Source organism: Pseudomonas sp. M2(2023), from assembly GCF_030263955.1.
Lineage (GTDB): Bacteria > Pseudomonadota > Gammaproteobacteria > Pseudomonadales > Pseudomonadaceae > Aquipseudomonas > Aquipseudomonas asiatica.
Window position 1 is genome coordinate 2,087,200 of record NZ_CP127114.1, and the last position, 22,051, is coordinate 2,109,250.

General features: G+C 64.5%; 19 protein-coding genes, 2 tRNA genes and 2 riboswitches. Of the genes, 6 read left to right on the forward strand and 15 right to left on the reverse strand.

The features are described from left to right. Positions 1-23: 23 nt before the first annotated feature. The 13 genes from QN085_RS09640 to nhaR all read right to left on the reverse strand — a co-directional run bounded on the left by QN085_RS09640 (position 24) and on the right by nhaR (position 17,002). Entirely contained in the window at positions 24-1,361 is a 1,338-nt protein-coding gene (locus QN085_RS09640; protein ID WP_023662525.1) for an MFS transporter, read from the reverse strand. A 329-nt stretch (positions 1,362-1,690) separates the two neighbouring features. Further along, positions 1,691-3,841, reverse strand: a complete 2,151-nt coding sequence (locus QN085_RS09645; protein WP_031324333.1) for a TonB-dependent receptor — start codon at positions 3,839-3,841, stop codon at positions 1,691-1,693. Between the two features lie 70 nt (positions 3,842-3,911). Beyond that, positions 3,912-4,322 (reverse strand): DUF2946 family protein, encoded by a 411-nt coding sequence (locus QN085_RS09650; RefSeq protein WP_013971980.1) that lies wholly within the window; start codon positions 4,320-4,322, stop codon positions 3,912-3,914. 83 nt (positions 4,323-4,405) lie between these two features. Next, complete coding sequence (locus QN085_RS09655; RefSeq protein ID WP_024086669.1) at positions 4,406-5,182, reverse strand: ParA family protein; 777 nt, start codon at positions 5,180-5,182, stop codon at positions 4,406-4,408. Between the two features lie 228 nt (positions 5,183-5,410). Beyond that, positions 5,411-6,982 (reverse strand): sensor domain-containing diguanylate cyclase, encoded by a 1,572-nt coding sequence (locus QN085_RS09660; protein ID WP_031324451.1) that lies wholly within the window; start codon positions 6,980-6,982, stop codon positions 5,411-5,413. Positions 6,983-7,060: 78 nt separating this feature from the next. Then, entirely contained in the window at positions 7,061-7,540 is a 480-nt protein-coding gene (locus QN085_RS09665; protein WP_023661090.1) for a DUF2059 domain-containing protein, read from the reverse strand. A 213-nt stretch (positions 7,541-7,753) separates the two neighbouring features. Continuing rightward, complete coding sequence (locus QN085_RS09670) at positions 7,754-9,094, reverse strand: OprD family porin (RefSeq protein WP_013971984.1); 1,341 nt, start codon at positions 9,092-9,094, stop codon at positions 7,754-7,756. A gap of 16 nt (positions 9,095-9,110) precedes the next feature. After that, entirely contained in the window at positions 9,111-9,899 is a 789-nt protein-coding gene (locus tag QN085_RS09675) for an ABC transporter ATP-binding protein (protein WP_024086673.1), read from the reverse strand. Further along, positions 9,896-10,912 carry a FecCD family ABC transporter permease gene (locus tag QN085_RS09680; RefSeq protein ID WP_024086674.1) on the reverse strand — a complete coding sequence of 339 codons (1,017 nt, stop codon included), beginning with the start codon at positions 10,910-10,912 and terminating at the stop codon, positions 9,896-9,898. The genes QN085_RS09675 and QN085_RS09680 overlap by 4 nt, the downstream gene beginning before the upstream one ends. After that, positions 10,912-11,922, reverse strand: a complete 1,011-nt coding sequence (locus QN085_RS09685) for an ABC transporter substrate-binding protein (protein WP_013971987.1) — start codon at positions 11,920-11,922, stop codon at positions 10,912-10,914. The genes QN085_RS09680 and QN085_RS09685 overlap by 1 nt, the downstream gene beginning before the upstream one ends. Positions 11,923-12,033: 111 nt before the next feature. Next, positions 12,034-12,231, reverse strand: a riboswitch (cobalamin riboswitch). Between the two features lie 28 nt (positions 12,232-12,259). Next, on the reverse strand, positions 12,260-13,426 hold the full coding sequence (locus QN085_RS09690; protein WP_023662580.1) for an acetyltransferase domain-containing protein: 1,167 nt from the start codon (positions 13,424-13,426) through the stop codon (positions 12,260-12,262). A gap of 203 nt (positions 13,427-13,629) precedes the next feature. Then, positions 13,630-15,756: a TonB-dependent receptor gene (locus tag QN085_RS09695; RefSeq protein ID WP_013971989.1), complete on the reverse strand. Its 2,127-nt coding sequence runs from the start codon at positions 15,754-15,756 to the stop codon at positions 13,630-13,632. A 109-nt stretch (positions 15,757-15,865) separates the two neighbouring features. Next, positions 15,866-16,073: riboswitch (cobalamin riboswitch) on the reverse strand. A gap of 35 nt (positions 16,074-16,108) precedes the next feature. Next, on the reverse strand, positions 16,109-17,002 hold the full coding sequence (gene nhaR, locus QN085_RS09700) for a transcriptional activator NhaR (protein WP_023662681.1): 894 nt from the start codon (positions 17,000-17,002) through the stop codon (positions 16,109-16,111). Positions 17,003-17,136: 134 nt separating this feature from the next. Between nhaR and QN085_RS09705 the strand changes: the two genes are divergently transcribed. Together QN085_RS09705 and QN085_RS09710 are read left to right on the forward strand one after the other, a co-directional pair. Next, entirely contained in the window at positions 17,137-17,376 is a 240-nt protein-coding gene (locus tag QN085_RS09705; RefSeq protein WP_025338519.1) for a hypothetical protein, read from the forward strand. A gap of 29 nt (positions 17,377-17,405) precedes the next feature. Beyond that, a complete protein-coding gene (locus tag QN085_RS09710) occupies positions 17,406-18,158 on the forward strand; it encodes a TerC family protein (protein ID WP_003260907.1) in 753 nt (250 codons plus the stop codon). A 131-nt stretch (positions 18,159-18,289) separates the two neighbouring features. Here QN085_RS09710 and QN085_RS09715 read toward each other — a convergent pair whose 3' ends face one another. Further along, entirely contained in the window at positions 18,290-18,466 is a 177-nt protein-coding gene (locus QN085_RS09715; protein ID WP_015269782.1) for a hypothetical protein, read from the reverse strand. Between the two features lie 165 nt (positions 18,467-18,631). Here QN085_RS09715 and QN085_RS09720 point away from each other — a divergent pair, with 165 nt between their 5' ends. Further along, a complete protein-coding gene (locus tag QN085_RS09720) occupies positions 18,632-19,366 on the forward strand; it encodes a peptidase C39 family protein (protein WP_013971993.1) in 735 nt (244 codons plus the stop codon). Positions 19,367-19,486: 120 nt separating this feature from the next. On the opposite strand, the gene QN085_RS09725 is transcribed toward QN085_RS09720, so the two are convergent. Next, on the reverse strand, positions 19,487-20,770 hold the full coding sequence (locus QN085_RS09725; protein WP_013971994.1) for an NAD(P)/FAD-dependent oxidoreductase: 1,284 nt from the start codon (positions 20,768-20,770) through the stop codon (positions 19,487-19,489). A 203-nt stretch (positions 20,771-20,973) separates the two neighbouring features. Between QN085_RS09725 and QN085_RS09730 the strand changes: the two genes are divergently transcribed. The 3 genes from QN085_RS09730 (at position 20,974) to QN085_RS09740 (ending at position 21,994) form a co-directional block, all read left to right on the forward strand. Continuing rightward, positions 20,974-21,050 (forward strand) — tRNA-Val (locus QN085_RS09730). Positions 21,051-21,216: 166 nt separating this feature from the next. Further along, positions 21,217-21,293: transfer RNA gene (locus tag QN085_RS09735), tRNA-Val, on the forward strand. Between the two features lie 131 nt (positions 21,294-21,424). After that, entirely contained in the window at positions 21,425-21,994 is a 570-nt protein-coding gene (locus QN085_RS09740) for an SPOR domain-containing protein (RefSeq protein ID WP_003260952.1), read from the forward strand. The last annotated feature ends 57 nt before the right edge of the window (positions 21,995-22,051 follow it).

Here is a 22,051-nt window from a genome sequence, read left to right on the forward strand (position 1 = left end):
GGCCGCACAGCGGCCCCAAAATCCTAAACGGTACGACGAGCCCCAGCCCTTGCACCGTCGCCCCCAGCCTCATCATGCAACGAAATCCGCGAAGTCTCCGGCAACGCCAACCCACCCACCAACGCCACCAGCGCAATCACCACCAGGTAGAACGCCGGTGCCAGGCTGCTGCCGGTCTGCCCGATCAGCCAGGTCGCCACCAGCGGCGCGGTGCCGCCAAACAGTGTATAGGCCACGTTGTAGGTAATTGCCGAAGCGGTATAGCGGGTGCGGGTGGGGAAGCTTTCCGACAGCAATGCCGCCGTGACCACGCCACTGCACAGCGCTCCGACCGCCAGCAGGATCACTCCCAGCAGTGCACCGGGCATCGAGCCGGAACTGGCCAGCCAGTACGCGGGGAACACGCACAGCATCACCCACAGGCAGGTAAAGCCGATGGTCTTGCGTCGCCCCACGCGGTCCGAGAACGCCCCGGCCAGCGGGCAGCCGACTGCGGCGAACAGCAGGGCCACGGTGGTTACCAGCAGCGATTGCGCGCGGGTCAGGTTGCCGACCAGTTGCAGGTAGGTGGCGAAGTAGGTGGTGAACATGTAGAACGACAGCGCGGTCAGCGAGATGAAAGCCCCCAGGTTGCGGATCGCCCGACCATGGTTGCGCAGGGTTTCCTTGAGCGGCGAATGTTCATGCTCCTTGCCTTGGGCGATGGCTTCGCGGAACGCCGGTGTTTCTTCCATGCGCCAGCGCAGGTACAGGCCGACCAGCCCCAACGGCGCGGCGATCAGGAACGGGATGCGCCAACCCCATGCATTCATCGCCTCGGCCGACAGGCTGGCTTCCAGGCCATAAGCGATCACCGCCGCGCAGGCAAAGGCGGAAAAGGTCGACACCGGCACGAAGCTGCCATAGAAGGCGCGCTTGTCGTTGGGCGCGTGCTCCATCAGGTAGGCGCAGGCCCCGGCATACTCGCCACCGGCAGAAAAGCCCTGCAGGCAGCGCGCCAGGGTCAGCAGCGCGGGGGCTGCCAGGCCGATGCTGGCGTAGGTCGGCAGCAGGCCGATGAGGGTAGTGGAGCCGGCCATCAGCAGGATGGTCAGCGACAGGATGCGCTTGCGCCCCAGGCGGTCACCCAGCGCGCCGAACACGATGCCGCCCAGCGGGCGCAGGGCGAAGGCCACGGCGAACACCGCAAAGGTCTTGAGCAAGGCCACGCTGGCGTCTTCGCTGGCGAAGAACTGGCTGGCGATCAGGGTTGCGAGAAAGCCGTAGACGGCGAAGTCGAACCATTCGACGAAATTGCCGATGGCCGAGGCGGCGATCACCCGGCGCAGGGTGGCGGGGGATACCTCGTGAGGTGTGGGCATGCGAGTGCTCTCCGGTTCCATTGGCAGGCATGATGAAAGTGGCGCTGTCGTGCAGCGCCATCATTGTTGTGCTTGCCAGTAGATCGCCGGGTGCTGGAGGACGCTTTGTCGAGGGCGACCTCGGGATACCTGATTCAACCGCGAGCTGTTCGCTTGGCACGGTCCACTGTGGGAGCGGCCTTGTGTCGCGAAAGGGCTGCGCAGCAGCCCCTCGATTGCAGCTTCGCCACTGACATCGCCGGGGCCGCTTTGCGGCCCTTTCGCGACGCAAGGCCGCTCCCACAAGAGCCAATGCAGGCCGGGATGTTCATGCAAGACAGGCCATGCGCTCAGAAACGCATGTCCAGCGCCAGTTCGAAGGTGCGCGGCGGCCCCATGTAGTACTGGCTGTTGTAGGCCTGCTTGGCATACACCTCGTCGGTCAGGTTGCGTACCCGACCGGTGAGCGTGGTGTGTTCATCCAGCCGGTAGCGGGCGAACGCGCCGAACAGGGTGTAGGCCGGGGCCTTGAGGCTGTTGGCATTGTCGGCATACACCGAACCCACGTAGCGCCCGTCTGCCCCCACCGACCACGCCGGGGTCAGGCTGTAGGTCAGCCACAGGTTGGCGACGTTGGCCGGTACGTTCACCGGTGCGTTGCCCTTGCGCGATACCGACACGCCGTTGACCGCCTCGTTGAACTCGTCGTACTGCGCATCGACATAGGCATAGTTGGCCTCGGCCAGCAGCTTCGGCGTCACCTGCAGACGCCCGGACAGCTCGACGCCACGCGAGGTCTGCTGCCCGGCCTGGACCGTGAGGTTGGCGTCGTTGGAGTCGCGCACGGCAAAGTCCTTGCGCACGATCTGGTACAGCGCCAGCGTGGCCGCACCGCGCCCGTCGAGAAAGTCGAACTTGCTGCCCACTTCCCACTGCTCGCCCTTGGACAGGTCGAACATCCCGACGTTGGAATAGGTCGCCGCCGCCAGCGAGCCTGCCGGCAGGTCGGCAGAGGTACTGTACTGCGCATAGACGCTGGCGGACGGGGTCAGCGCATAAGTCAGGCCGATACGCCCGGAAAGCGGTTCCCAGCGGCGTTCGAAGAACGCCGGCGAGGTTGGCGTCACCGCGCCGTAGTTGGTCACCTGCATGTCCAGGTAGTCGTAGCGCAGGGCGGTCAGCAGGGCCAGGCGTTCGGTGAGTTGCAGGCGGTTTTCGGCAAACACCGCGCGGTTGGTCACCTCGTGACGGCGTTGCTTGGTCAGGCCGGCATTTACCCCGGGGATGTCGTCGAAGCTGCCGGGGGCGAAGTGCTCGGCATCGACCACGTCGCTCCAGCTGCTTGAGGTGGGGTAGAGGGTCTGGCGCATGCGCGAGTACTCCAGCCCCAGCGACCACTGGCTGGCCAGGCCGAACAGCTGGTTGTCGTGGCGCAGCTCGATGCGGTCACCCAGCAGGTTCTGGTCGTGGCGCTGCAGGTAAGGGCTGCTGCGTCGTACCTTGCCATCGCTGGTGTAGCTGTAGCGTTCGAGGTTGCGGTAGTCGCGCTGGGCGTTGTAGTGGTACAGCGTGTTCTGCACGCTGGTGTTGTCGCTGAGCTGGTAGTCGAGGATCGAGCGTAGCCAGCGTACCCGCTGCTCATAGCGGCCGTCGCCGACGTTGTAGTTTTCGAAGCGGCGGCTGTTGTCGATCTTCATCGTGCTGCGCCCGGGCAGGATCGGCGAGCCCCAGTAAGGGCTGTCTTCGCGGTCTTCCTGGTATTCCAGGGCCAGGGTGTGGGTGAGGTTGGGCGTGAGGTCGCTCAGCAACGAAAAAGCCAGGCTGTCTGTGTGCCGTTCGTTGCGGTCGATGTAGCCGTTGCCATGCCCGCGGCTGAAGTCCAGGCGCATGAAGTGGCGGGCATCGGCGGGGTTGCCGGCCAGTGCCTGGTTGATGCCGAACGCCACTTCGCTGTCGTCGAAGCTGCCATGGCGGATACGGCCGTCGATGGTCTGCTGATCGCGGCTGGCCAACTTGGTGATGTAGTTGATCGAGCCGCCGACCGCGCCGGCACCATGCAGGAACGACGACGGCCCGCCGATCAGTTCGACGCGGTCGAGTACCCAGGCATCCACTGGCCGGGTGGCGCTGCTATAGCCCAGGTTGATGCCGTTGTACAACTGGGTGACTTGGTTCTGGGTGAAGCCGCGGTAGGCGACGAAGCCGCCAAAGCCCGGGTTGGCCGAGGCGTTGACGCCGGTCATGGCGTTGATCACGTCCTGGCTGTCCTTGGCGCCGCGCTCTTCGATCAGGCGGCGGTCCGAGACGCTGACCGAGGCTGGCGTTTCCCGCGCGGTGAGGCCCAGGCGCGAGCCAGTGCGGATCGGCTCGTCCAGTTGCACGCCGCTGGGGGCGTCGCGTTCACCGTCGATGGTGGTGGCGCTCAGTTCTACCGGGGCAGCATCCGCCCAGGCAAGGTTGCAGGTGCCCATGAGGAGCACCAGGGAGGTTTTGCGAAGCATGTTGGTGTGTCTTCCACGCAAAGGTCATGGCTGACCGCGAGCGCGCGCAGTCAGGCGCGCCCGGCTGGGGTCAGGCGAAATGAGGTACGGCTGCGGGGAAGGTGGCAGGGGAGGCGCGGGGGTTGAGGGCGGGGCGTTGATAACGCGGCGGCGGTTGCGCCCAGCTGCGCACCACGATGGGCGAGGTGGCCACGGCTTGCGCCGGGGTGAACGACCAGCCGCTGCTGCTGAGCGGCACGGCCAGGCCGAACGAGGAGCACACCGGGCAATCGAGCTGGGCCATGTGCTGGTCGCCGCCAGCGCCTTCCAGGTCGATGGCTACGCCGTGTTCGCTGTTGATCGAGCAGAAACCGCCTTCCAGGCCGGCCAGGCGCAGGCCACCCATCTGGCCATGGTGCAGGCCACACAGAACCAGGCTGAACAGGACGCTGGCGTAGAGCGTCCAGGCGGTCAGCGTGCGGGTATGCCGGGTGGTTTTCATGGCGGCGAATCTACCATCCGGACGAACGGTCGGGTAGTGCTTCGGCCTTGATATTTTGCGGCACTTTGCGCCCCGGGGTTCTGTCAGGCCGCACGCTCCAGTACATCCAGCAAATCGACGAACTCCAGCGCCAATTTGTGCCGCGGCGCCAGGTGCACCAGCGGCACCGAGGTATGGTGCGACTCACGCATCTTGATCGAATGGCTAAGGTATACCGGCAGCACCGGCATGCCCTCGCTGCGCAATTGCTCGACCAGTGTCTGGTGCAGTGCGGTGCGCCCGGCGAACTGGTTGACCACCACACCTTCCACCTGCAACGCCGGGTTGTGGTCCTGGCGCAGTTCTTCGACCTCGGCCATGACGTTGTGCAGGGCCTGGCGCGAGAAACTGTCGCAGTCGAACGGAATCAACAGCCGCTCGGCCGCTACCAGCGCGCTGAAGGTATAGAAGTTGAGCGCCGGTGGGGTGTCGATGTAGATCCGCTCGTAGTCCTCGCCCAGCTCCACCAGCAGCTTGCGCAGCTTGTTGATCTTGAACTTGCGATCCAGCTTGCCTTGCAGGTCGCTGAGGTCGGGGCTGGCGGTGACCAGGTGCAGGTTGCGGTAGCGGGTCTCGGTGATCGCCACCCGGTGCTTCTTGCCGGCAGCGGTGACCGGCGACAAGGTCTGGCGGAAGAAATCGGCGATGCCGGAAGGAATGGCGTCATTGACCAGCCCGGTCAGGTAGTAGGTGGCATTGGCCTGCGGATCGAGGTCGACCAGCAAGGTCCGGTAGCCTTCGGCGGCACTGGCTGCGGCCAGGTTGCAGGCGATGCTGGACTTGCCGACGCCACCTTTCTGATTGAAAACCACACGACGCATCAGACGTTCATCCATGAAGTGAAAATGTCAGGTTGGGGTCAATCCTATGACTGGAACAAGACAGTTTCATGACAATGAATGTTACAACCTGCCCATTCATTATTGTGTGTTCCGGCCCTTTCGCGGGTGAACCCGCTCCTACAGGTTATGCACCGCCCTTGAGGGCTACGGGGTACCTGTGGGAGCGGGTTTACCCGCGAAGAGGCCGGAACAGGCAAGCAAGGGCGCTCAGGCAACAACCACCCGATTGCGCCCCTCCTGCTTGGCCCGGTAAAGCGCCCGGTCAGCCTCGCTGAACGCATCCCCCGGTTCGCTCTCGGCCTCGCCATCCCAATGTGCCACCCCCAGCGACACCGTCACCGCGCCCACCGGCTCCACAGGCGTATCCTGCACCGTTAGCCGCAGCCGCTCGGCCACCCCTGCCGCAACGTCCAGGCTAGCCCCCGGCAGCAGCATCAGGAACTCCTCGCCGCCGGTGCGGCACAGCAGGTCACCCTCGCGGCAGCAGCGGCGCATCAGCTCCGCCAACCGGCGCAACACCTGGTCACCCACCTCGTGCCCGTGGCAGTCGTTTACCCGCTTGAAATGGTCGACATCCAGCACGATGGCCGCAAACGGCCGGCCTTCGGCTTCCAGCAACGACAGGCTGAACTCCAGGCTGCGGCGGTTGCCCAGGCCGGTCAGCGGGTCGGTCTGGGCGTCTCGGTTGAGCCGACCGATGCGCTCATGCAGCAGGTTCAGCCCGAACAGCAGCGCACGCTTCAACTCGGCCGCCTCGAAATACCAGGCCGGTACCCGATGCAGGCGTTCGGCAGTGCCGGCCCGATCCATCGAGCGGGCGCCGGCGGCCAGCTGCCACAGCGGCCGAGCGATGGTCATGGCCAGCCACCACAGCAGCATGCTGCCCACGAGTGCCAACGGCGCGGAGGTGCCGACCACGTTGAGGATCAGATGGCTCAGTGGCATCACCGTCTGGGTCAGCGGCTGCTGCGCCACCACGCCCCAACCGGCGCTTGGCACGGTGGCGTATCCGGCGAGCATTTCCACCCCGAGGCTGTTGGTCAATTGCCGGGTACCATTGCCCAGGCCCGCCAGCTGGTCGATCAGTGCATTGCCCTCAACCACCGTACCCACCCGCTGACTGTCGGGGTGGTACAGCAGACGGCGGTTGCGGTCGACCACGTACAGGTAGGAACCGTCCTTGTAGAAATGCTCGCCCAGCAGGCTGTTGAGAATGTTGCGTTCACGCAGGTACAGGCTGCCGCCGACATACCCCAGGTAGCGGCCGTTGCTGTCGTAAATGGGTTGCGACAGCGCCACCACCAGGTTGTTGGCCGCCGAAATGTAGGGCGTCGACACCAGTGGGCGGCGCGCCTGTAGCGCCTCCTGGACACCGGGAGAATGCATGTGCCTGCCGACCAGGTGCCGCAAGGGGGCGGGAGAAATCGCCAGCAGCACCCCGTTGGCATCGATCACGAACGTGGAATTGAAGGCCATGCTCTGGCTCAGGACACGCTCGGCCTCCGCCTGCAGGGCGACGGCGTCACCCAGCTGGCGGCCTTGCACGCCCGCGCTGAACGACAGCTGTTGCAAGGCGTTGCCGATAAAAGTCTCGGTAATGCTGGCCAGCTTCATCGCATACACCCGGTTGGCTTCCAGGGCGTGGTCGATCAGCAATTGGCGTTGCACCCGGTAGCTGGCGAAATAGCTGGCGCACAGCATCACCACGGCGGTAAGGGCGCAAAGCACCAGAATGAGTGTGCGTAGATCCAGGCGCAATCCGTGCTTGGTGTGTGACAATCCTGACCTCGAGTGATCAAAAACCGGCTACGAAATGTGGGCAACATTACGCGTTATGGGCGCAGTGGGGAACTGCGTTCAGGAGCCTGCGTTTTCCAGCGCGTCCAGCTCGTCTTCAACCTGTTGCATGCGCTGCTGCGCCAAGGCCTGCACCTTTGCGTCGCGGGCCGATTCGCGCATTAGGGCAGTGAGCTTCTCGCTCAGGCGCTTGCCGGCCTCGGTGTCTTCCAGGGCGTGGGCCTTCGCCGGGTCCTGGGTGGCCTCGACGATGGTGGCGAACTCGGCATCGCTGAAGTTCTTTTCGCTGTACAGGCGGAACAGGTCCTGGCGCTGGTCCTCGACCGTCAGGTGCTTGCGCAGCACGCCCTGGATGGTCGCCTGCGATAGCTGCGGGTGCGTGCGGCCGAGCAGCGCGGCCATGCGCTCGATGTTGTGCGTGTAGGCATCCTGCAGCGGCAGCTGGGCCAGGATCTGTTCTTCGCGGGAGGGTTTCTGGTCGCAGGCGGTGAGGGCTGCAGTCAGCAGCAGGGGCAACAGCAACTTCTGGAGGCGAGGCATGGTGTGGCCTGGTTGGGCAGTGAGTGCTGCCGATTATACGGCAGTTGTGGTTGCCTGATGTATTTTGGGGGCCGCTGTGCGGCCCATCGCGACACAAGGCCGCTCCCACAAGGCCGTCACAGGTTTCTGAAGGTGCATTGCACCTGTGGGAGCGGCCTTGTGTCGCGAAAGGGGCGCGCAGCGGCCCCAGGATTTTTCAGGTCACGAGAAACATCAGAACCCACCCCCCAACGGCCATTCCACCGCCAAGCGTATCTGGTCCCCATCCAGCTCCGCCTGTGCCGTATTGCCCCGATGCACGTTATGCCGCAGCGAAAACGCGGTGCCTTTGGCCTTGCCGCTCTGCACCACATAGCGTGCCTCCAGGTCGCGCTCCCAATGCTTGCCCCCCTTGCCATACCCCAGGTAGGCATACCCTCCCGCAGGGTCGACATGGGTACCGTCGATATCGAACCCGCGCACGTACAACGCCGTCAGGTTCAACCCCGGCACGCCGTAGGCGCCCATGTTCAGGTCATAGCGCGCCTGCCACGACTTTTCGTTCGGCGCGTTGAAGTCCGACATCTGCACCGCGTTGGCAATGAAGATCGCCCCTCGCGTCACGTAGTCGAATGGCGTGTTGCCGTCCACCTGCTGCCAGCCCAGGCTGAAACCGTGCGGCCCATGGTCGTAACGCGAGACCAGGCTCCAGGTGGTGTTGTCGATGCGCCCGGACAGCGCCTTGCCGGTGTCGGTGGTGCGGTAAAGGTTGAGGTCGAGGGTGAGGCTGCGGCGCTCATCCAGGGCATGGCTTAGGGTGCTGCCCAGGTAATGCTGGTTCCAGCTGTCCTGGTAACGTGAGGTGTACAGGCTGCCGCTGAAGGCGGCGCCGGGGTTCCACACCACGCCGGCCAGGTCGAAGCTGTTGCCTTGGCGGCCATTGGAGTAGTTCACCACGAAGCCCTGGTCGTGGCTGGATGCATTGCGGTCGGTGTTTTCATTGAAGTGCCCGGCCACCAGCCTGAGGTCGTCGAACTCGGTGCTGTCAAGGAAGAACCCGGTCGCTGTCTCGGGTAGCAGGCGGCTGTCGGATGAACTGAACACCGGGGTCTTGACCCGTTGCTCACCGTAGGACAGCACGGTATCGGCCATGCGCAGTTTCAATGCTGCGCCGGCACGGCTGTATTCGTTCTTCGGGTGCCCCTCGTTATCCACCCCGAGCAAGCGTGCCTTGCCCACGCGCCCGCCGCCGCTGTCGAGTTGCACGCCCAGGTAGGCGTGGGCGTCGACCCCGACACCGATCAGCCCCTGGGTGAAACCGGACCGGAAGGTGCCCATCAGGCCATAGGCCCATTCCTCGGCCTTGCCGCTACGTTCATCGCGCGGCTTGTAGGCGTTGCGCCCGGCACTGTTGCGCCCGCCATGCTTGTAGTCGCGCTGGTCGAATACGCTGCGGTTGAGCAGGCTCCAGCGGCCATCCTCGACAAAACCGTTGCTTTGCGATTGGGCGGAGTCGGCCAGCGCAGGGGGCGCGAGCAGGGCGCTGGCGAGCAGCAGGGCGACAGGGCGCGGCATAGGCAGAACTTCCTGTTCAGGGGGCGCGCAAACGCAAGATGTGCGCGCCGTCGAAGGGGTCGATGAGGTAGTGGGCATGCACGCCGAAAGTGTTCAGCAGGCGCTCGGGGGTGAGCACCTCGAGCGGTTTGCCGAGGGCGACCAGTCGGCCTTTGTCGAGCACCGCTACGCGGTCGCAGGTGAGCGCCTGATTGAGGTCGTGCAGGGCCACCAGGGTGGTCACCGGCAAGGCCTGCACCTGTTGCAACAGGCTCAGCTGGTGCTGGATATCCAGGTGGTTGGTCGGCTCGTCCAGCAGCAGCACCTGCGGCCGCTGTGCCAGGGCTCGGGCGATGTGCACCCGCTGGCGCTCGCCCCCGGACAGCGACCCCCAAAGGCGTGCGCGCAGGTGCAAAGCGTCGAGGTCGGCCAGGGCCTGCTCGACGATCGCGCGGTCTTCCCGGGAGAACGGCGCCAGCACCGACAGCCAGGGGGTGCGGCCCAGGGCAACGGCATCGAACACGCTGATCGCATCGAGGGTGTCGGCCTGCTGTTCGACCAGCGCCAAGGCCTGGGCTACACGGCGGCGGGGCAACTGTGCCAGCGGTTCGCCCAGCAACTGCACGCTGCCGTTGCCTGGCTTGCGCAGCCCGGCCAGCACCTTCAGCAGCGAGGACTTGCCGGAACCGTTGGGGCCGACGATGCCCAGGGTTTCACCGGCGACAACGCTCAGTTCGATATCGCTGAGCACGGTATTGCCGGCCAGTTGCAGCCCCAGGTTCTGGCAACTCAAGGGGGCCAGCTGTAGCGCCGTCATGACCGTCATGGGCGCCCCCGGCGGCTGACCAGGATCAGCGCGAAGACCGGTGCGCCGAGCAGAGCCGTGACTACGCCCACGGGGATCACCTGGCCAGGGATCAAGATGCGCGACAGGATGTCGGCGGCAATCAGGAACAGTGCTCCGCCCAGTGCGCTGGCGGGCAGCAGGCGGCTGTGCCCGGGGCCGAGCAGCAGGCGCAGGGCATGGGGGATCACCAGCCCGACAAAACCGATGGCGCCGACGATGGACACCATCACCGCGGTCACCAGCGCCGCGCAGCTGATCAGCAGCAACTGGGTACGCCGCACCGGGATGCCCAGCGACGCCGCCGAGTCGGCACCGAAGGTGAAGGCATCCAAGGCACGGCGATGCCACAGGCACACCAACAGCCCGAACAGTACAACTGGCACGGCCAGCCACACCGAAGGCCAACGTACGCCACTGAGGTTACCCAGCAGCCAGAACAGGATGCCGCGCGCCTGCTCGGCGGTGGCCGACATGGTGATGAGGAAGGCGGTAAGGGCGTTGAACAGTTGCGAGCCGGCGATCCCGGCAAGGATCACCTGGGCATTGTTGCTGCTGGGGCCGGCTGCCCGGGCCAGCAACAGTACCAAAGCGAACGCTGCCAGGGCACCGATGAACGCGCCGCCGGACATGCTCAGCGCCAGGCTGCCGAAGCCCAGCAGGCCCACCAGCACCGCACCGGTCGAGGCGCCGGCAGACAGCCCCAGCAGGTAAGGCTCGGCCAACGGGTTGCGCAACAGTGCCTGGAGGATCACGCCGCAGGTGGCCAGGCCGGCGCCGCAGGCCGCGGCAACCAGGGTGCGGGGCAGGCGGTAGTTCCAGACGATGCCGGCGTCGATCGGGTCGACCGGGTAGCCGGCCTGCCACAGTTGGTTGGCCAGTACCTGGCCGACCACGCCGGGCGACAGGTTGGTTTCGCCGATGGCGGTGCCGGCCAGCAGGGCCGCCAACAGGGCGGCCAGGGCAACGGCGATGCAGGGTAGCAGGCGCATCATCACTGGGCTGCTTTGCCGCTGGCGAAGGCGGCGGCCAGTGTCTGCAGGCCGCTGAACAAGCGAATGCCGGCCTGCATGGCGTCGGCGTCGAGGATGATGATGCGGTCGTGCTTCACCGCGTCCATGTTGCGCGTTACCGGGTCGCTACGCAGGAATGCCAGCTTCTTCTGGTAGTCGTCGGCGGGGTAGCGGCGGCGGTCCATGCGGGCAATGATCAGCCAGGTGGGGTTGGCCTTGGCCAGGGTTTCCCAGCCTACGGTCGGCCATTCTTCGCTGGACTCGACCACGTTGCGCACGCCAAGGGTGCGCAGCATGAAGTCGGCAACCCCCTGACGGCCCGCCACATAGGGGTCGATGTGCAGATCGGCGCTGGAGAACCAGAACAGCGCCGAGGTGGCGGACAGGTCCTTGTCGGCCAGTTGCGCCTTGGCACTGTCCAGGCGGCCTCTGAGCTCGGCATTCAGGGCCGTGCCACGGTCCTGCACGTCGAAGATTGCCGCCAGCTGGCTGACGCTCTTGTAGATAGTGTCGACCTGGAACGCCTGCAGGCGGGTGCCATCGGCACCCACCAGGTTGTCCTTGCCTTCGCAGTCCGATGGCAGCAGGTAGGTGGGGATGCCCAGTTCATCGAACTGTTCGCGGGTGGCGACCGCCCCCTGGGCACCGACCATCCATTCGAACTGCACCGTCACCAGTTGCGGGCGCTTGCCCACTACCGCCTCGAAGCTGGGCTCGTTGTCGGCCAGGCGCGGCACCTTGGCGTTCTGCACCTGATACTCGGGCAGCACATTGTTGAACCACAGCGAGGTGGCCGCCAGTTTGTCGCCCAGCCCCAGCGCGTAGAGCATCTCGGTACTGGCCTGGCCAATGGTGACCGCGCGTTGCGGCGCCTGGGCGAAGGTTTGCGGCTTGCCGCAGTTGTCGACCGTCAGCGGGTAGTGGGTGGCAGCAGCCTGGGCCAGGCCGGTGAGGCCGAGGCCGGCGAGCAGGGTGGCAAAACGGGGCAGCATGCTGGGCGATCTCCTATCGGACAGTTCGGGTGAGGAACGCACGGACAGGCATCGCCGAGCCCCCGCTGGCGGCAGGGGCAACACTGATGGCCAATCCCGGACACCCCGCCGGTTGGTGAATGTAGGCCGGCAGGTCTCCTGACTGGTGCGTCATGGCCTGGCTCCGGCCTTCCCGGGTTCGTGGCCCAGTGGCATCGATGGAGCAGGCTCGGCACCTACAGTTGCGGGGGCAGTTCCGTTTGGCCCGAATTGGCGGGCCTGGGATTCCCTATTGATTCCGTGGTGGAAACCGGCGGCCGGCATGGTAGACCATCGTGCCGCCGGGTGAAAACGCTTTTCAGAAGTACTTCAGCCAGGTGATGTCGCGCCGCCGCGCCTTCAGGCGGGCGAACCAGCGCACCGGCAGGTACAGCGAAACCGCCAGCAGCACTGCCCCCAGCCACACGGCGGCGATGCCGTCGAAGCCGAAGTAGTCGCCATGGTTGCGGCCGAACAGCGCCACGCTGGCCAGGTACAGCAGCTTCAGCACATACAGGTGCAGCAGGTAGAAGAACATCGGTGCCGCGCCGAACACCGCCAGGGCACTGATCCAGCGAGCCTGGCCGGCGCGTTCGAAGGCGCGCAGCAACAGCAGGCCACAGCCCAGGGTCAGGGCCAGGAACAGCAGCGATGGCGGGTACTTGGTGATGTTGAAGAAGCTCATCAGGGTTTGCGTGACGGTCGGGTAAACGCTCCATGGCGCCTCGCCGTAGCCGTTGACCAGGCGCAACACGACAAAGCCCAGCAGCGCGATCAGCCCGGCCAGCAGCAGGCGATGCTGGCGTTGGCCGGCCTCGCTCGCGCGGGCGAACCAAGGGCCCAGGCCGTAGCCCAGGGCGATGACCCCGATCCACGGCAGCACGGGGTAGGAGGTGCGCAGGCGCAGGCTTTCGGAGAACTCCAGCCAGCCCCGGTCATGCAGGATCGCCCATGGCACGTGCAGGGCGGATTCGACGCCGAAGTGCAGACCATCGAGCAGGTTGTGGCCGGCGATGATGATTGCGCCCACGGCGATCAGGGCGGCACGTGGCAACCACACCAGCAGCGACAGGGCGATCATGCTCACGCCGATGGCCCAGATCACTTGCAGGTAGATGACGCTGGGCGGCAGCTGGAAGGTCCAGGCGAAATTGACCAGGGTGAACTCCAGCACCACCAGGAACAGCCCGCGCTTGAACAGGAACGCCGAGACATCGCCGCGGCCCTGGTGTTTCTCGCCGTACAGCCAGGCTGAAAGGCCGGTCAGCAAGACGAACACCGGCGCGCACAGGTGGGCCAGGGTGCGGCTGAAGAACAGCGTGGGCTCGGTGGTATCGATGGCCATCGGGTCACTGACCTGGCGGTGCAGAAAGAAGGTTTCACGAACGTGGTCCAGGAGCATGAACAGGATTACCAGGCCGCGCAGGGCGTCGATGCTCTGCAGGCGCTGGGTGAGCAGGGTGGGGGTGGCACTGGCGCTTGTCATGGGAGGTCGCTGATAGGAATGGATGTCAACTGAAACGTTATCTTATAACTAAAGTGTGACGGGACGGTAGATGTTTTTGTGCTACCTGTGCCGGCCTCTTCGCGGGTAAACCCGCTCCCACAGGTACATCACCGTATTCGAATTCTGTGATATCCCTGTGGGAGCGGGTTTACCCGCGAAGAGGCCGGTGCAGGCAGGCCAGATCAGAAGCTGTAATCCACCGTCGCAAAGTACGATCGTGGCATCCCCATCAGCCACTGCTGGCCACTGAACGCCGACTGCACATACTCACGGTCGAACAGGTTGTTCAACTGCAACCCTAGCCGCACATCCGGCAACACCTGCCAGCCGATGTCGGCATCCACCACGGTGTAGCCGGGGGCGCTCTGGGTGTTGGCGGTATTGGCATAGCGCTCGTCCACATAACGCGCGCCAATGCCGGCCTTTAGCCGCTGGCCGAAGCCTTTGCTCAGCCACAGGTTGGCGGTACGCCGCGGGACATTGGCCGGGCGATTGCCCGCACGGTCCTGCGCCACGGCACCGACCATTTCGTCGAAGTCGTCGTACCTTGCGCGCACGATCGCCGCATTGGCCGACACCTGCCACTGGTGCGCCAGCGCCAGTTCCAGGGTTGCCTCCAGGCCATCGGACGTCTGCTGGCCAGCCTGCTGCTTCTCGTGGGTGACCGGGTCATCCACCAGCAGCTTCTTCTTGACGATGTGGTAGGCCGCCAATGTCCATTCGCCACGCCCTTCCCAGAAGCGCTGCTTCAGGCCCACTTCGGTCTGCCTGGCCTCGGTCAGGTCATAGTGCATCTGGTTGGCGCTGAGGCTGATGAGGTTGTCGACCCCATCCTCGCTGGTGGAGTACTGGCCATACAGCGACAGGTCGTCGCTGACCGCAAACACCAGCCCGGCACGCCAGTTGCCGCCTTGCAGGCTGCGGTCGCTGCGGCTGTCGGTGGTCAGTTTTTCCTGGTCGATGTGGTTCTGGTCGCGGCGCACGCCGGTGACCAGCGACAGGCGATCGCTCAACTGCAGGCGGTTTTCGGCAAACAGGGCAAAGGTGTGGGTGGTGGACAGCGTTTGCGGGCGTAACGGCGAGGCGCTGTGGAACCAGCCTGGTTGCGGCTGCCACGGGTCGACGTAGTCACCGCCCACATCGTTGTAGGGCGCGTTGCTGTCGACGTTGAAGCGGACCTTGTTGTACTCGGCGCCGACCACGGTCTTGCTGGCCAGGCCAAACAGCCTGTGGTCGAGGGTGAAGGCCTGTCGGTCGCCGAACTGTTCCTGGTTGTGCTTGATCTGCAGATAGCTGCCGCGCAGCAGCTGCTGGCGCCCTGCATCCCAGCTGTACTCCTCGGCATTGCGCCAGTGACGGCGGCTCTTGATGTAGTACAGCTGGTTGCTGGCGCTGAGGTGATCGTTCAACGTCCAGTCGGTATTCAGGCGGGTCCATTCATCGACGTAATGCTGCACGTCGTCCTGCACGTTGTAGTTCTTCTTGCGCAGGCTGCTGCGGTAGTGGCCGTCGATCAGCGGGGTGCCGTAGTAGTTGGCAGGCTGCGCATCGCCGCGGTCGTGGGCGAGGGTGAAGCTGAGGTCGTCGCTGGCATCGAAGCGCAGCGCGGCGCTCAGCGCCAGGCTGCGTGACGGGGTGCGGTCGACCCAACCGTTACCGGTTTGCTGGTTCAGGGCCAGGCGGTAGCTCAGGCGCTCACCGAGGCTGCCGCCGCTGTCCAGGCCGAGCTGCTGGCGGTCCCACGAACCGTAGCCCAGGCGCAGGTAGTTGCGTACCTCGCCGGCAAACGGCTTTTTCGGGATCACGTTGACCACTGCCCCGGTGGCGCCTTCGCCATACAGCACCGAGGCCGGGCCGCGAATGACATCGATGCGCTCGACCATCCACGGGTCGACCGGGAACGTCTGGGTGCCGGCACCGGTGTACAGGCGTGCGCCGTCGAACAAGGTCATCACCGAGCCGTGCCCGGTAAAGCCGCGGGCGGACAGCCCCGTGCCGCCGTCGCCCGGGGAGCCGATGTAGCTGATGCCCGGTGAGCGGGTCACCGCGTCCTGCACGGTGAGGTTGTTGCGCTGCTGGATCTGCTCGGCGCTGATGCTGCTGGTGCTGGCCGGTGTCTCCAGGGCGCTGAGGCCCAGGCGCGAACCAGCCTGGGTCGGTGTGGCCAGGTCGATGGCGTGGCTGTCGAGCGTGTCGGTGATGGCCGTGGAGGGCAGGGCCAGTGGTTGTCGCTCGAGGTCATCGGCCAGGGCCGGCAGGGAAACGGCCAGGCAGGCCGCCAGGGGGTGAAGCTTGAAGATACGGGACATGTCGTTCCACTACTGCAGGAATGAATGGATCCCGGTGGAAAACACGCAAAGGCGCACCGTGCACGCAGGCGCACGCACGGATACCGGCCTGCGCCCGCCCACCGCGGGTTGCCAAGTGAAGCTCCAGGCCGGTCTCCGGGCTTGCGAGGGGCATGAAACCTTCACCTTCCCATGCAAGTGCACAGTGGTATCTCGAAGGGTTCGCTCGCTTACCGTTGCGGGGGCAGCGCCGGACTTATCGTGGGCAACACGACGCACCGGCTTCCCGTTTCACCCTGCGCGCGGCGGCGCAGGGCACCTGAAACTGGCGGGCATATGACCATTGAAACGCGGGAGGCGTCAAATCTGCCTGCTACCAATGAAACAACTCTCGTCGCGCCCCCTCGGTAATCGCCACGATCCCCGGGTGCTTGACCTTGCGCTCCACTGAAATGGCATAGAACGACTCGTGCACCGCCTCGGTCTGCCCGATCAGCTCCACGCCATACTGGCGGCACACTTCCTCGGCGATCACGCTGGGCGCGACGAAGATGCCGCTGCCCGACTGCCCGAATGCCTGCATCAAGGCACTGTCATCGAACTCGCCCACGATTCGTGGCTGCACCTGCTGCTCACCCAGCCAGCGCAGCAGGCGGCTGCGTACCACGGTTTCCTGCCCGGGGATAAGCAATGGCGCATCCTGCAGGCAGGCGGGGAAGGGGCCTTCCAGGCGGTGTGCCAGCGCCGGGGTGGCGAAGAAGCTCAACCCGCATTCGCCCAGTTTCTGGCTATAGCCCTTGATGTCCAGGTGGCTGGGCATGGGGCTGTCGGAAATCACCAGGTCCAGGCGCTGGATCGCCAGGTCGGCCAGCAGCCGTTCGAGCTTGTCTTCGCGGCAGTTGATGCGCAGCACGTCGTCCAGCTCCATGGTCGGTGCCAGCAGGCGGTAGACGATGGACTTGGGTACCACGTCCGCCACACCCACGCGGAACAGGATCTGCTCCTGCGGGCCGGCCCGCAGCATGGCCTCCAGTTCGCTTCCCAGCTGGAACATCTGCTCGGCATAGATCAGCGTCTGGCGCCCGGTTTCGGTCAGTTCCAGCTGGCGCCCCACGCGCTGGAACAGCTCCAGGCCATAGGTCTGCTCGAACAGGCTGATCTGACCGCTGATGGTTTGCGGGGTCAGGTTCAACTGTTCGCTGGCGCGGGCGATGCTGCCGGTCTTGGCCACGACCCAGAAGTAGTGCAACTGCCGATAGTTGAGCATCGGTATCGTTCCGGATTCGTAAAAACCGAAGTATAACCGCTGAAAATACGAATTTTCCGGATGTGTTGCGCTCTTTAGAATGCGACTCCATCAGGCGCCGTGTGCGCCGCCGGAACATGAAAAGCGAGGAACCCATGCTGCAACTAAAATCCATCGGCACGCCGCTGGTGCTGGCCTTGGCCCTGTTCACCCTGGCCGGTTGCGAGCAGGCCGAGAAATCCGCCCAGCAGATGCTCGACCAGGCCGCACAGTCGGCCAAGCAGGCCATCGACGACACCAACAAGGCCGCACAGCAGGCGTTGAGCGAGGCCATCGGCAGCGAAGGGCACAAGCCCAAGGACGCCGACAAGAAAGAAGACACCCAGGAAATCTGACCCCCAACCGCTGCTGCAGGATTTGAACAATGGAATACTTGCTGGAACTCGTCGCTAGCCCTACCGCCTGGGTTGCCCTGGCTACGCTGGTGGCCATGGAAGTCGTGCTGGGCATCGACAACCTGATCTTCATCTCCATCCTGACCAACAAGCTGCCGGTGGAGTACCGCTCCAAGGCGCGCCGTATCGGTATCAGCATGGCCCTGGTCATGCGCCTGGCCTTGCTCAGCACGGTGGCCTGGATCGTCCAGCTGACCGACCCGGTGTTCGAAGTGTTCGGCAATGCCTTCTCCTGGAAGGACGTGATCCTGATTGCCGGTGGCCTGTTCCTGCTGTGGAAGGCGACCAAGGAAATCCACGAGAACGTCGACCCGCACGGGGCCAAGGAAGAAGCCAAGGTGTCGTCGACGGTTACCCTGGGCTTTGCCGCGGCGATCTTCCAGATCCTGCTGCTGGACATCGTCTTCTCGGTCGACAGCATCATCACCGCCGTGGGCATGACCGAGCACCTGCCTATCATGATCATTGCCGTTATCACTGCCGTGATCGTCATGATGGTGGCCGCCGACCCGTTGGCCAACTTCATCAACGACAACCCGACCGTGGTGATGCTGGCCCTGGGCTTCCTGATCATGATCGGCATGACGCTGATCGCCGAAGGTTTCGGCGCCCATGTACCGAAGGGTTATGTGTACGCGGCCATGGCCTTCTCGACGGCGATCGAGATCCTCAACATCCTGGCCCGTCGGGCACGGTTGAAGCGTGAGGCGGCTGAAGGTTGATGTGAAAAAGCGGGGCGCTTGCGCCCCGTTCGCGGGTGAACCCGCTCCCACAGGTCCCCGCCGTTTCTGAAGGCAGCGGAGGACCTTGTGGGAGCGGGTTCACCCGCGAATGGGCCTCGGAAATCTCTGAATCAGTGCACCCCGGCATGCCGCCGCGACCGGCGCACAGGCTGTGGCTTGGCGGGGGCCTGCGGTGGCAGGTGGTGGTGGGAATGACGCCGCACGATACGCAGTACACCCCATAGCATGGCGGCTGCAACGCTCAGCCACATGCCAACCAGCATGAGGATTGCCATGGTCAGGCTCATCTGTGCCTCCATCTCTACGGGCCGCGCTCGGTCGCCGACGCTGGCCTTCCAGACACTGCTTTAGTCTAGTCTTTCGCCTGTGACGTTCCATTGACCAAAGGTCTATTGCTTGGTCCGATTTGCTCCTAAGCGGTGTCGGACTATACCCGCGCCGCTGTCCGACCTATGATCGGTGGCCAGAGCCGGGCGCTGCCTGCCCGGCGTTGGAGCAAGCGAGTGTCCATGCAGCAACCTTCCTTCAAGACCATCCCTCGTCGGCTGCTGGCTGCCTGCCTGGTTGCAGCCAGCCTGGCCGGTTGCGCCAGCGCACCCTCCGGCAACCTCAAGGGCCTGCCGCAGCGGGTCGAGATCAGCAGCGTGCCGTTCTACCGTGGCAACGCCAACCACAGCGGGGCCATGGCATTGGCGGCGGTGCTGTCGCAACAGGGGGCTCCGATCACGCCGGGGCTGCTGGACAAGCCGCTGAACCTGCCGCAGGGCGCCGAGGCGCTGGACACCGGCATCCCACGGGTGGCGCGCGACTACGGCATGGTGGTGTATCCGCTGGACAAGCAGCTGGACGCGCTGTTGACCCAGGTGGCGGCGGGCAACCCGGTGCTGCTGCGTTACGAGGATGGTTCGGCCTGGTGGAGCGAGCCACGCTACGCCGTGCTGATCGGCTACGACCGCTACAAGCAGCGGGTGCTGTTGCGCTCGGGCATGCACCGGCGGCAGTTGATGGCGTTCGATGACTTTGCCTCGGCGTGGGCGAAGCTTGGGAGCTGGGCGGTGCTGGTGCAGCCACCTCGGCAGCTGCCAGCCCAGGTGGACCGCCAGCGCTGGTTGCAGGCTGCCGATGAACTGGCCCGGGCGGGGCAGGAGATTGCGGCGAAGCAGGCTGTGAGTAGCCTGAACAAATAGCTTTGTCTGTACCGGCTCTTTCGCGGGTAAACCCGCTCCCACAGGAAACCCGCTGCCCTCAGGTCCAGTGATGTCCCTGTGGGAGCGGGTTTACCCGCGAAGAGGCCAGCCCTGCCTACATCAGAAGCCCAGGCGATCGCGCAGGCTGTAGTACCAGGCGCCAATGGCGCTGAACGGCACGCGCAGCATCTGGCCACCCGGGAACGGGTAGTGCGGCAGGCCGGCGAAGGCGTCGAAACGCTCGGCCTGGCCACGCATGGCCTCGGCCAGCACCTTGCCCGCCAGGTGGGTGTAGGTCACGCCGTGACCCGAGCAGCCCTGGGAGTAGTAGATATTGTCGCCGATACGGCCAACCTGTGGCAGACGCGACAGGGTCAGCAGGAAGTTGCCGGTCCAGGCGTAGTCGATCTTCACGTTTTTCAGTTGCGGGAAGGCCTTGAGCATCTTCGGACGGATGATCGCCTCGATGTTGGCCGGGTCACGCGCGCCGTACACCACGCCACCACCGAAGATCAGGCGCTTGTCGCTGGTCAGGCGGTAGTAGTCGAGCAGGTAGTTGCAATCCTCGACGCAGTAGTCCTGCGGCAGCAGGGTGCGCGCCAGTTCGTCGCCCAGCGGTTCGGTGGTGATCACCTGGGTGCCGCATGGCATGGACTTGCTGGCCAGCTCCGGCACCAGGTTGCCCAGGTAGGCGTTGCCGGCGACGATGATGAACTTGGCGCGGACCTTGCCCTGCGGGGTGTGCACCACCGGGTTGGCGCCGCGCTCGATGCGTACGGCCGGGGTTTGCTCATAGATGATGCCGCCCAGCGACTCGACCGCAGCGGCTTCGCCCAGGGCCAGGTTCAGCGGGTGGATGTGGCCGCCGCTCATGTCCAGCATGCCGCCCACATAGTTGTCGCAGGCGACCACTTCGCGGATGCGCTTCTGGTCCATCAGCTCCAGCTGGTTGTGGCCGAAGCGTTCCCACAGGCGCTTTTGCGACTCCAGGTGGCCCATCTGCTTGCTGGTGAGGGCAGCGAACACGCCACCGTCCTTCAGGTCGCACTGGATGTTGTACTTGGCCACGCGCTCACGAATGATGCGCCCGCCTTCGAAGGCCATGTGGCCCAGCAGTTGGGCCTGCTTGGGGCCGACGGTGCGCTCGATGACGTCGATGTCGCGGCTGTAGCTGTTGACGATCTGGCCGCCGTTGCGGCCCGATGCGCCGAAGCCGACCTTGGCTGCTTCGACGATGCTGACCTTGAAGCCGTTCTCCAGTAGGAACAGGGCGCTGGACAGGCCGGTGTAGCCGGCGCCGATGATGCACACATCGGTTTCCACCTCACCCTGCAGCGCCGGACGTGGCGGCACCGGGTTGGCCGAGGCGGCGTAGTAGGACTGGGGGTAGGGGGTGTTAGCCATGCTGCAGGAACCTCGTGTTTTATATTTTTAACGAATGTACCGATGCTATCAATAATAATAAACACCCGCTAGTCGTCCGTTGAAAATCCTTTACTCGGTCCCCGCCAGCGCACTTTTCTATAAAGAGTTTAAGATTCAGTAAGTTAGCGCGAAAAAAAGTGTTGACAGGGTTTTTGGAATGGGTAGAATGCGCACCACACGACAGGCACATAGCTCAGTTGGTTAGAGCACCACCTTGACATGGTGGGGGTCGTTGGTTCGAGTCCAATTGTGCCTACCAAATCGAAGAAGGGGTGATCCGCAAGGGTCACCCCTTTTTTCATTGGGTTCTCGCGGCCTGGTGCTGCGCAGCAGGCCCTTATGCACGAATTCGCAAAGTTTTTGATTTTTCTGAAAAAAACGCTTTACAGGTACGCATTTGATCACTAATATGCGCACCACACGACAGGCACATAGCTCAGTTGGTTAGAGCACCACCTTGACATGGTGGGGGTCGTTGGTTCGAGTCCAATTGTGCCTACCAAATCGAAAAAGGGCGATCAGTAATGATCGCCCTTTTTGCTGTGCGCATGAAGCAGCGTGTAACGTTTGGTCGCGGTTCGGGGCATTGCCCGGCGTGCTAGAATCCGCCCCTTCGAATCTGGAGGTACACGCGTGCGCAAACTGGCTGTGGTAATGGCAGTGCTCGCCCTGGCGGGCTGTGAGAACGAGGTCGAAGGCGTGCACAAACAGGTGGCCGAACACCTGCACAACCCCAAGACCGCCAAGTTCGGCAACGTTCGGATCGACACCCAGGGCACCATTTGTGGCCAGGTCCGTGGCAAGGATGATGCCGGGCAGTACGAGGCCTACCGCAGCTACGTGGCCATCAAGCGCGATGGCCAGTACGAAATCATCGTCGACGACAGCGGCAACAACCTGCGCATCCGCGAGATGTGCGGCGGCGCCGAGCTGCAGCGCCGCGCCGAGGCCCTGGCTGGCCAGCCGGCCCCGCAAGGCTGGGATGTGGAAGTGATTCAGGGTGCAAACATGGGCGCGCTCAGCGACATGACCGCACGCCTGATCGAAAAGGGCATTCCGTCCTCGGTGGAGTACCGCGACGGCAAGCCGGTGGTGCTGATGGGGCCATTCCCCACCCGTGAGGAAGCCGAAGCGCGCAAGGCCGAGGTGATGGCCAAGCTGGGTACCGATTCGGTGGTGATTCAGCACGGCGCAGCGCGATAAACCCGGTTTCTGCAGGCGCGGCCTTTTGTGGGAGCGGCTTCCACAAGGCTGCTTGTG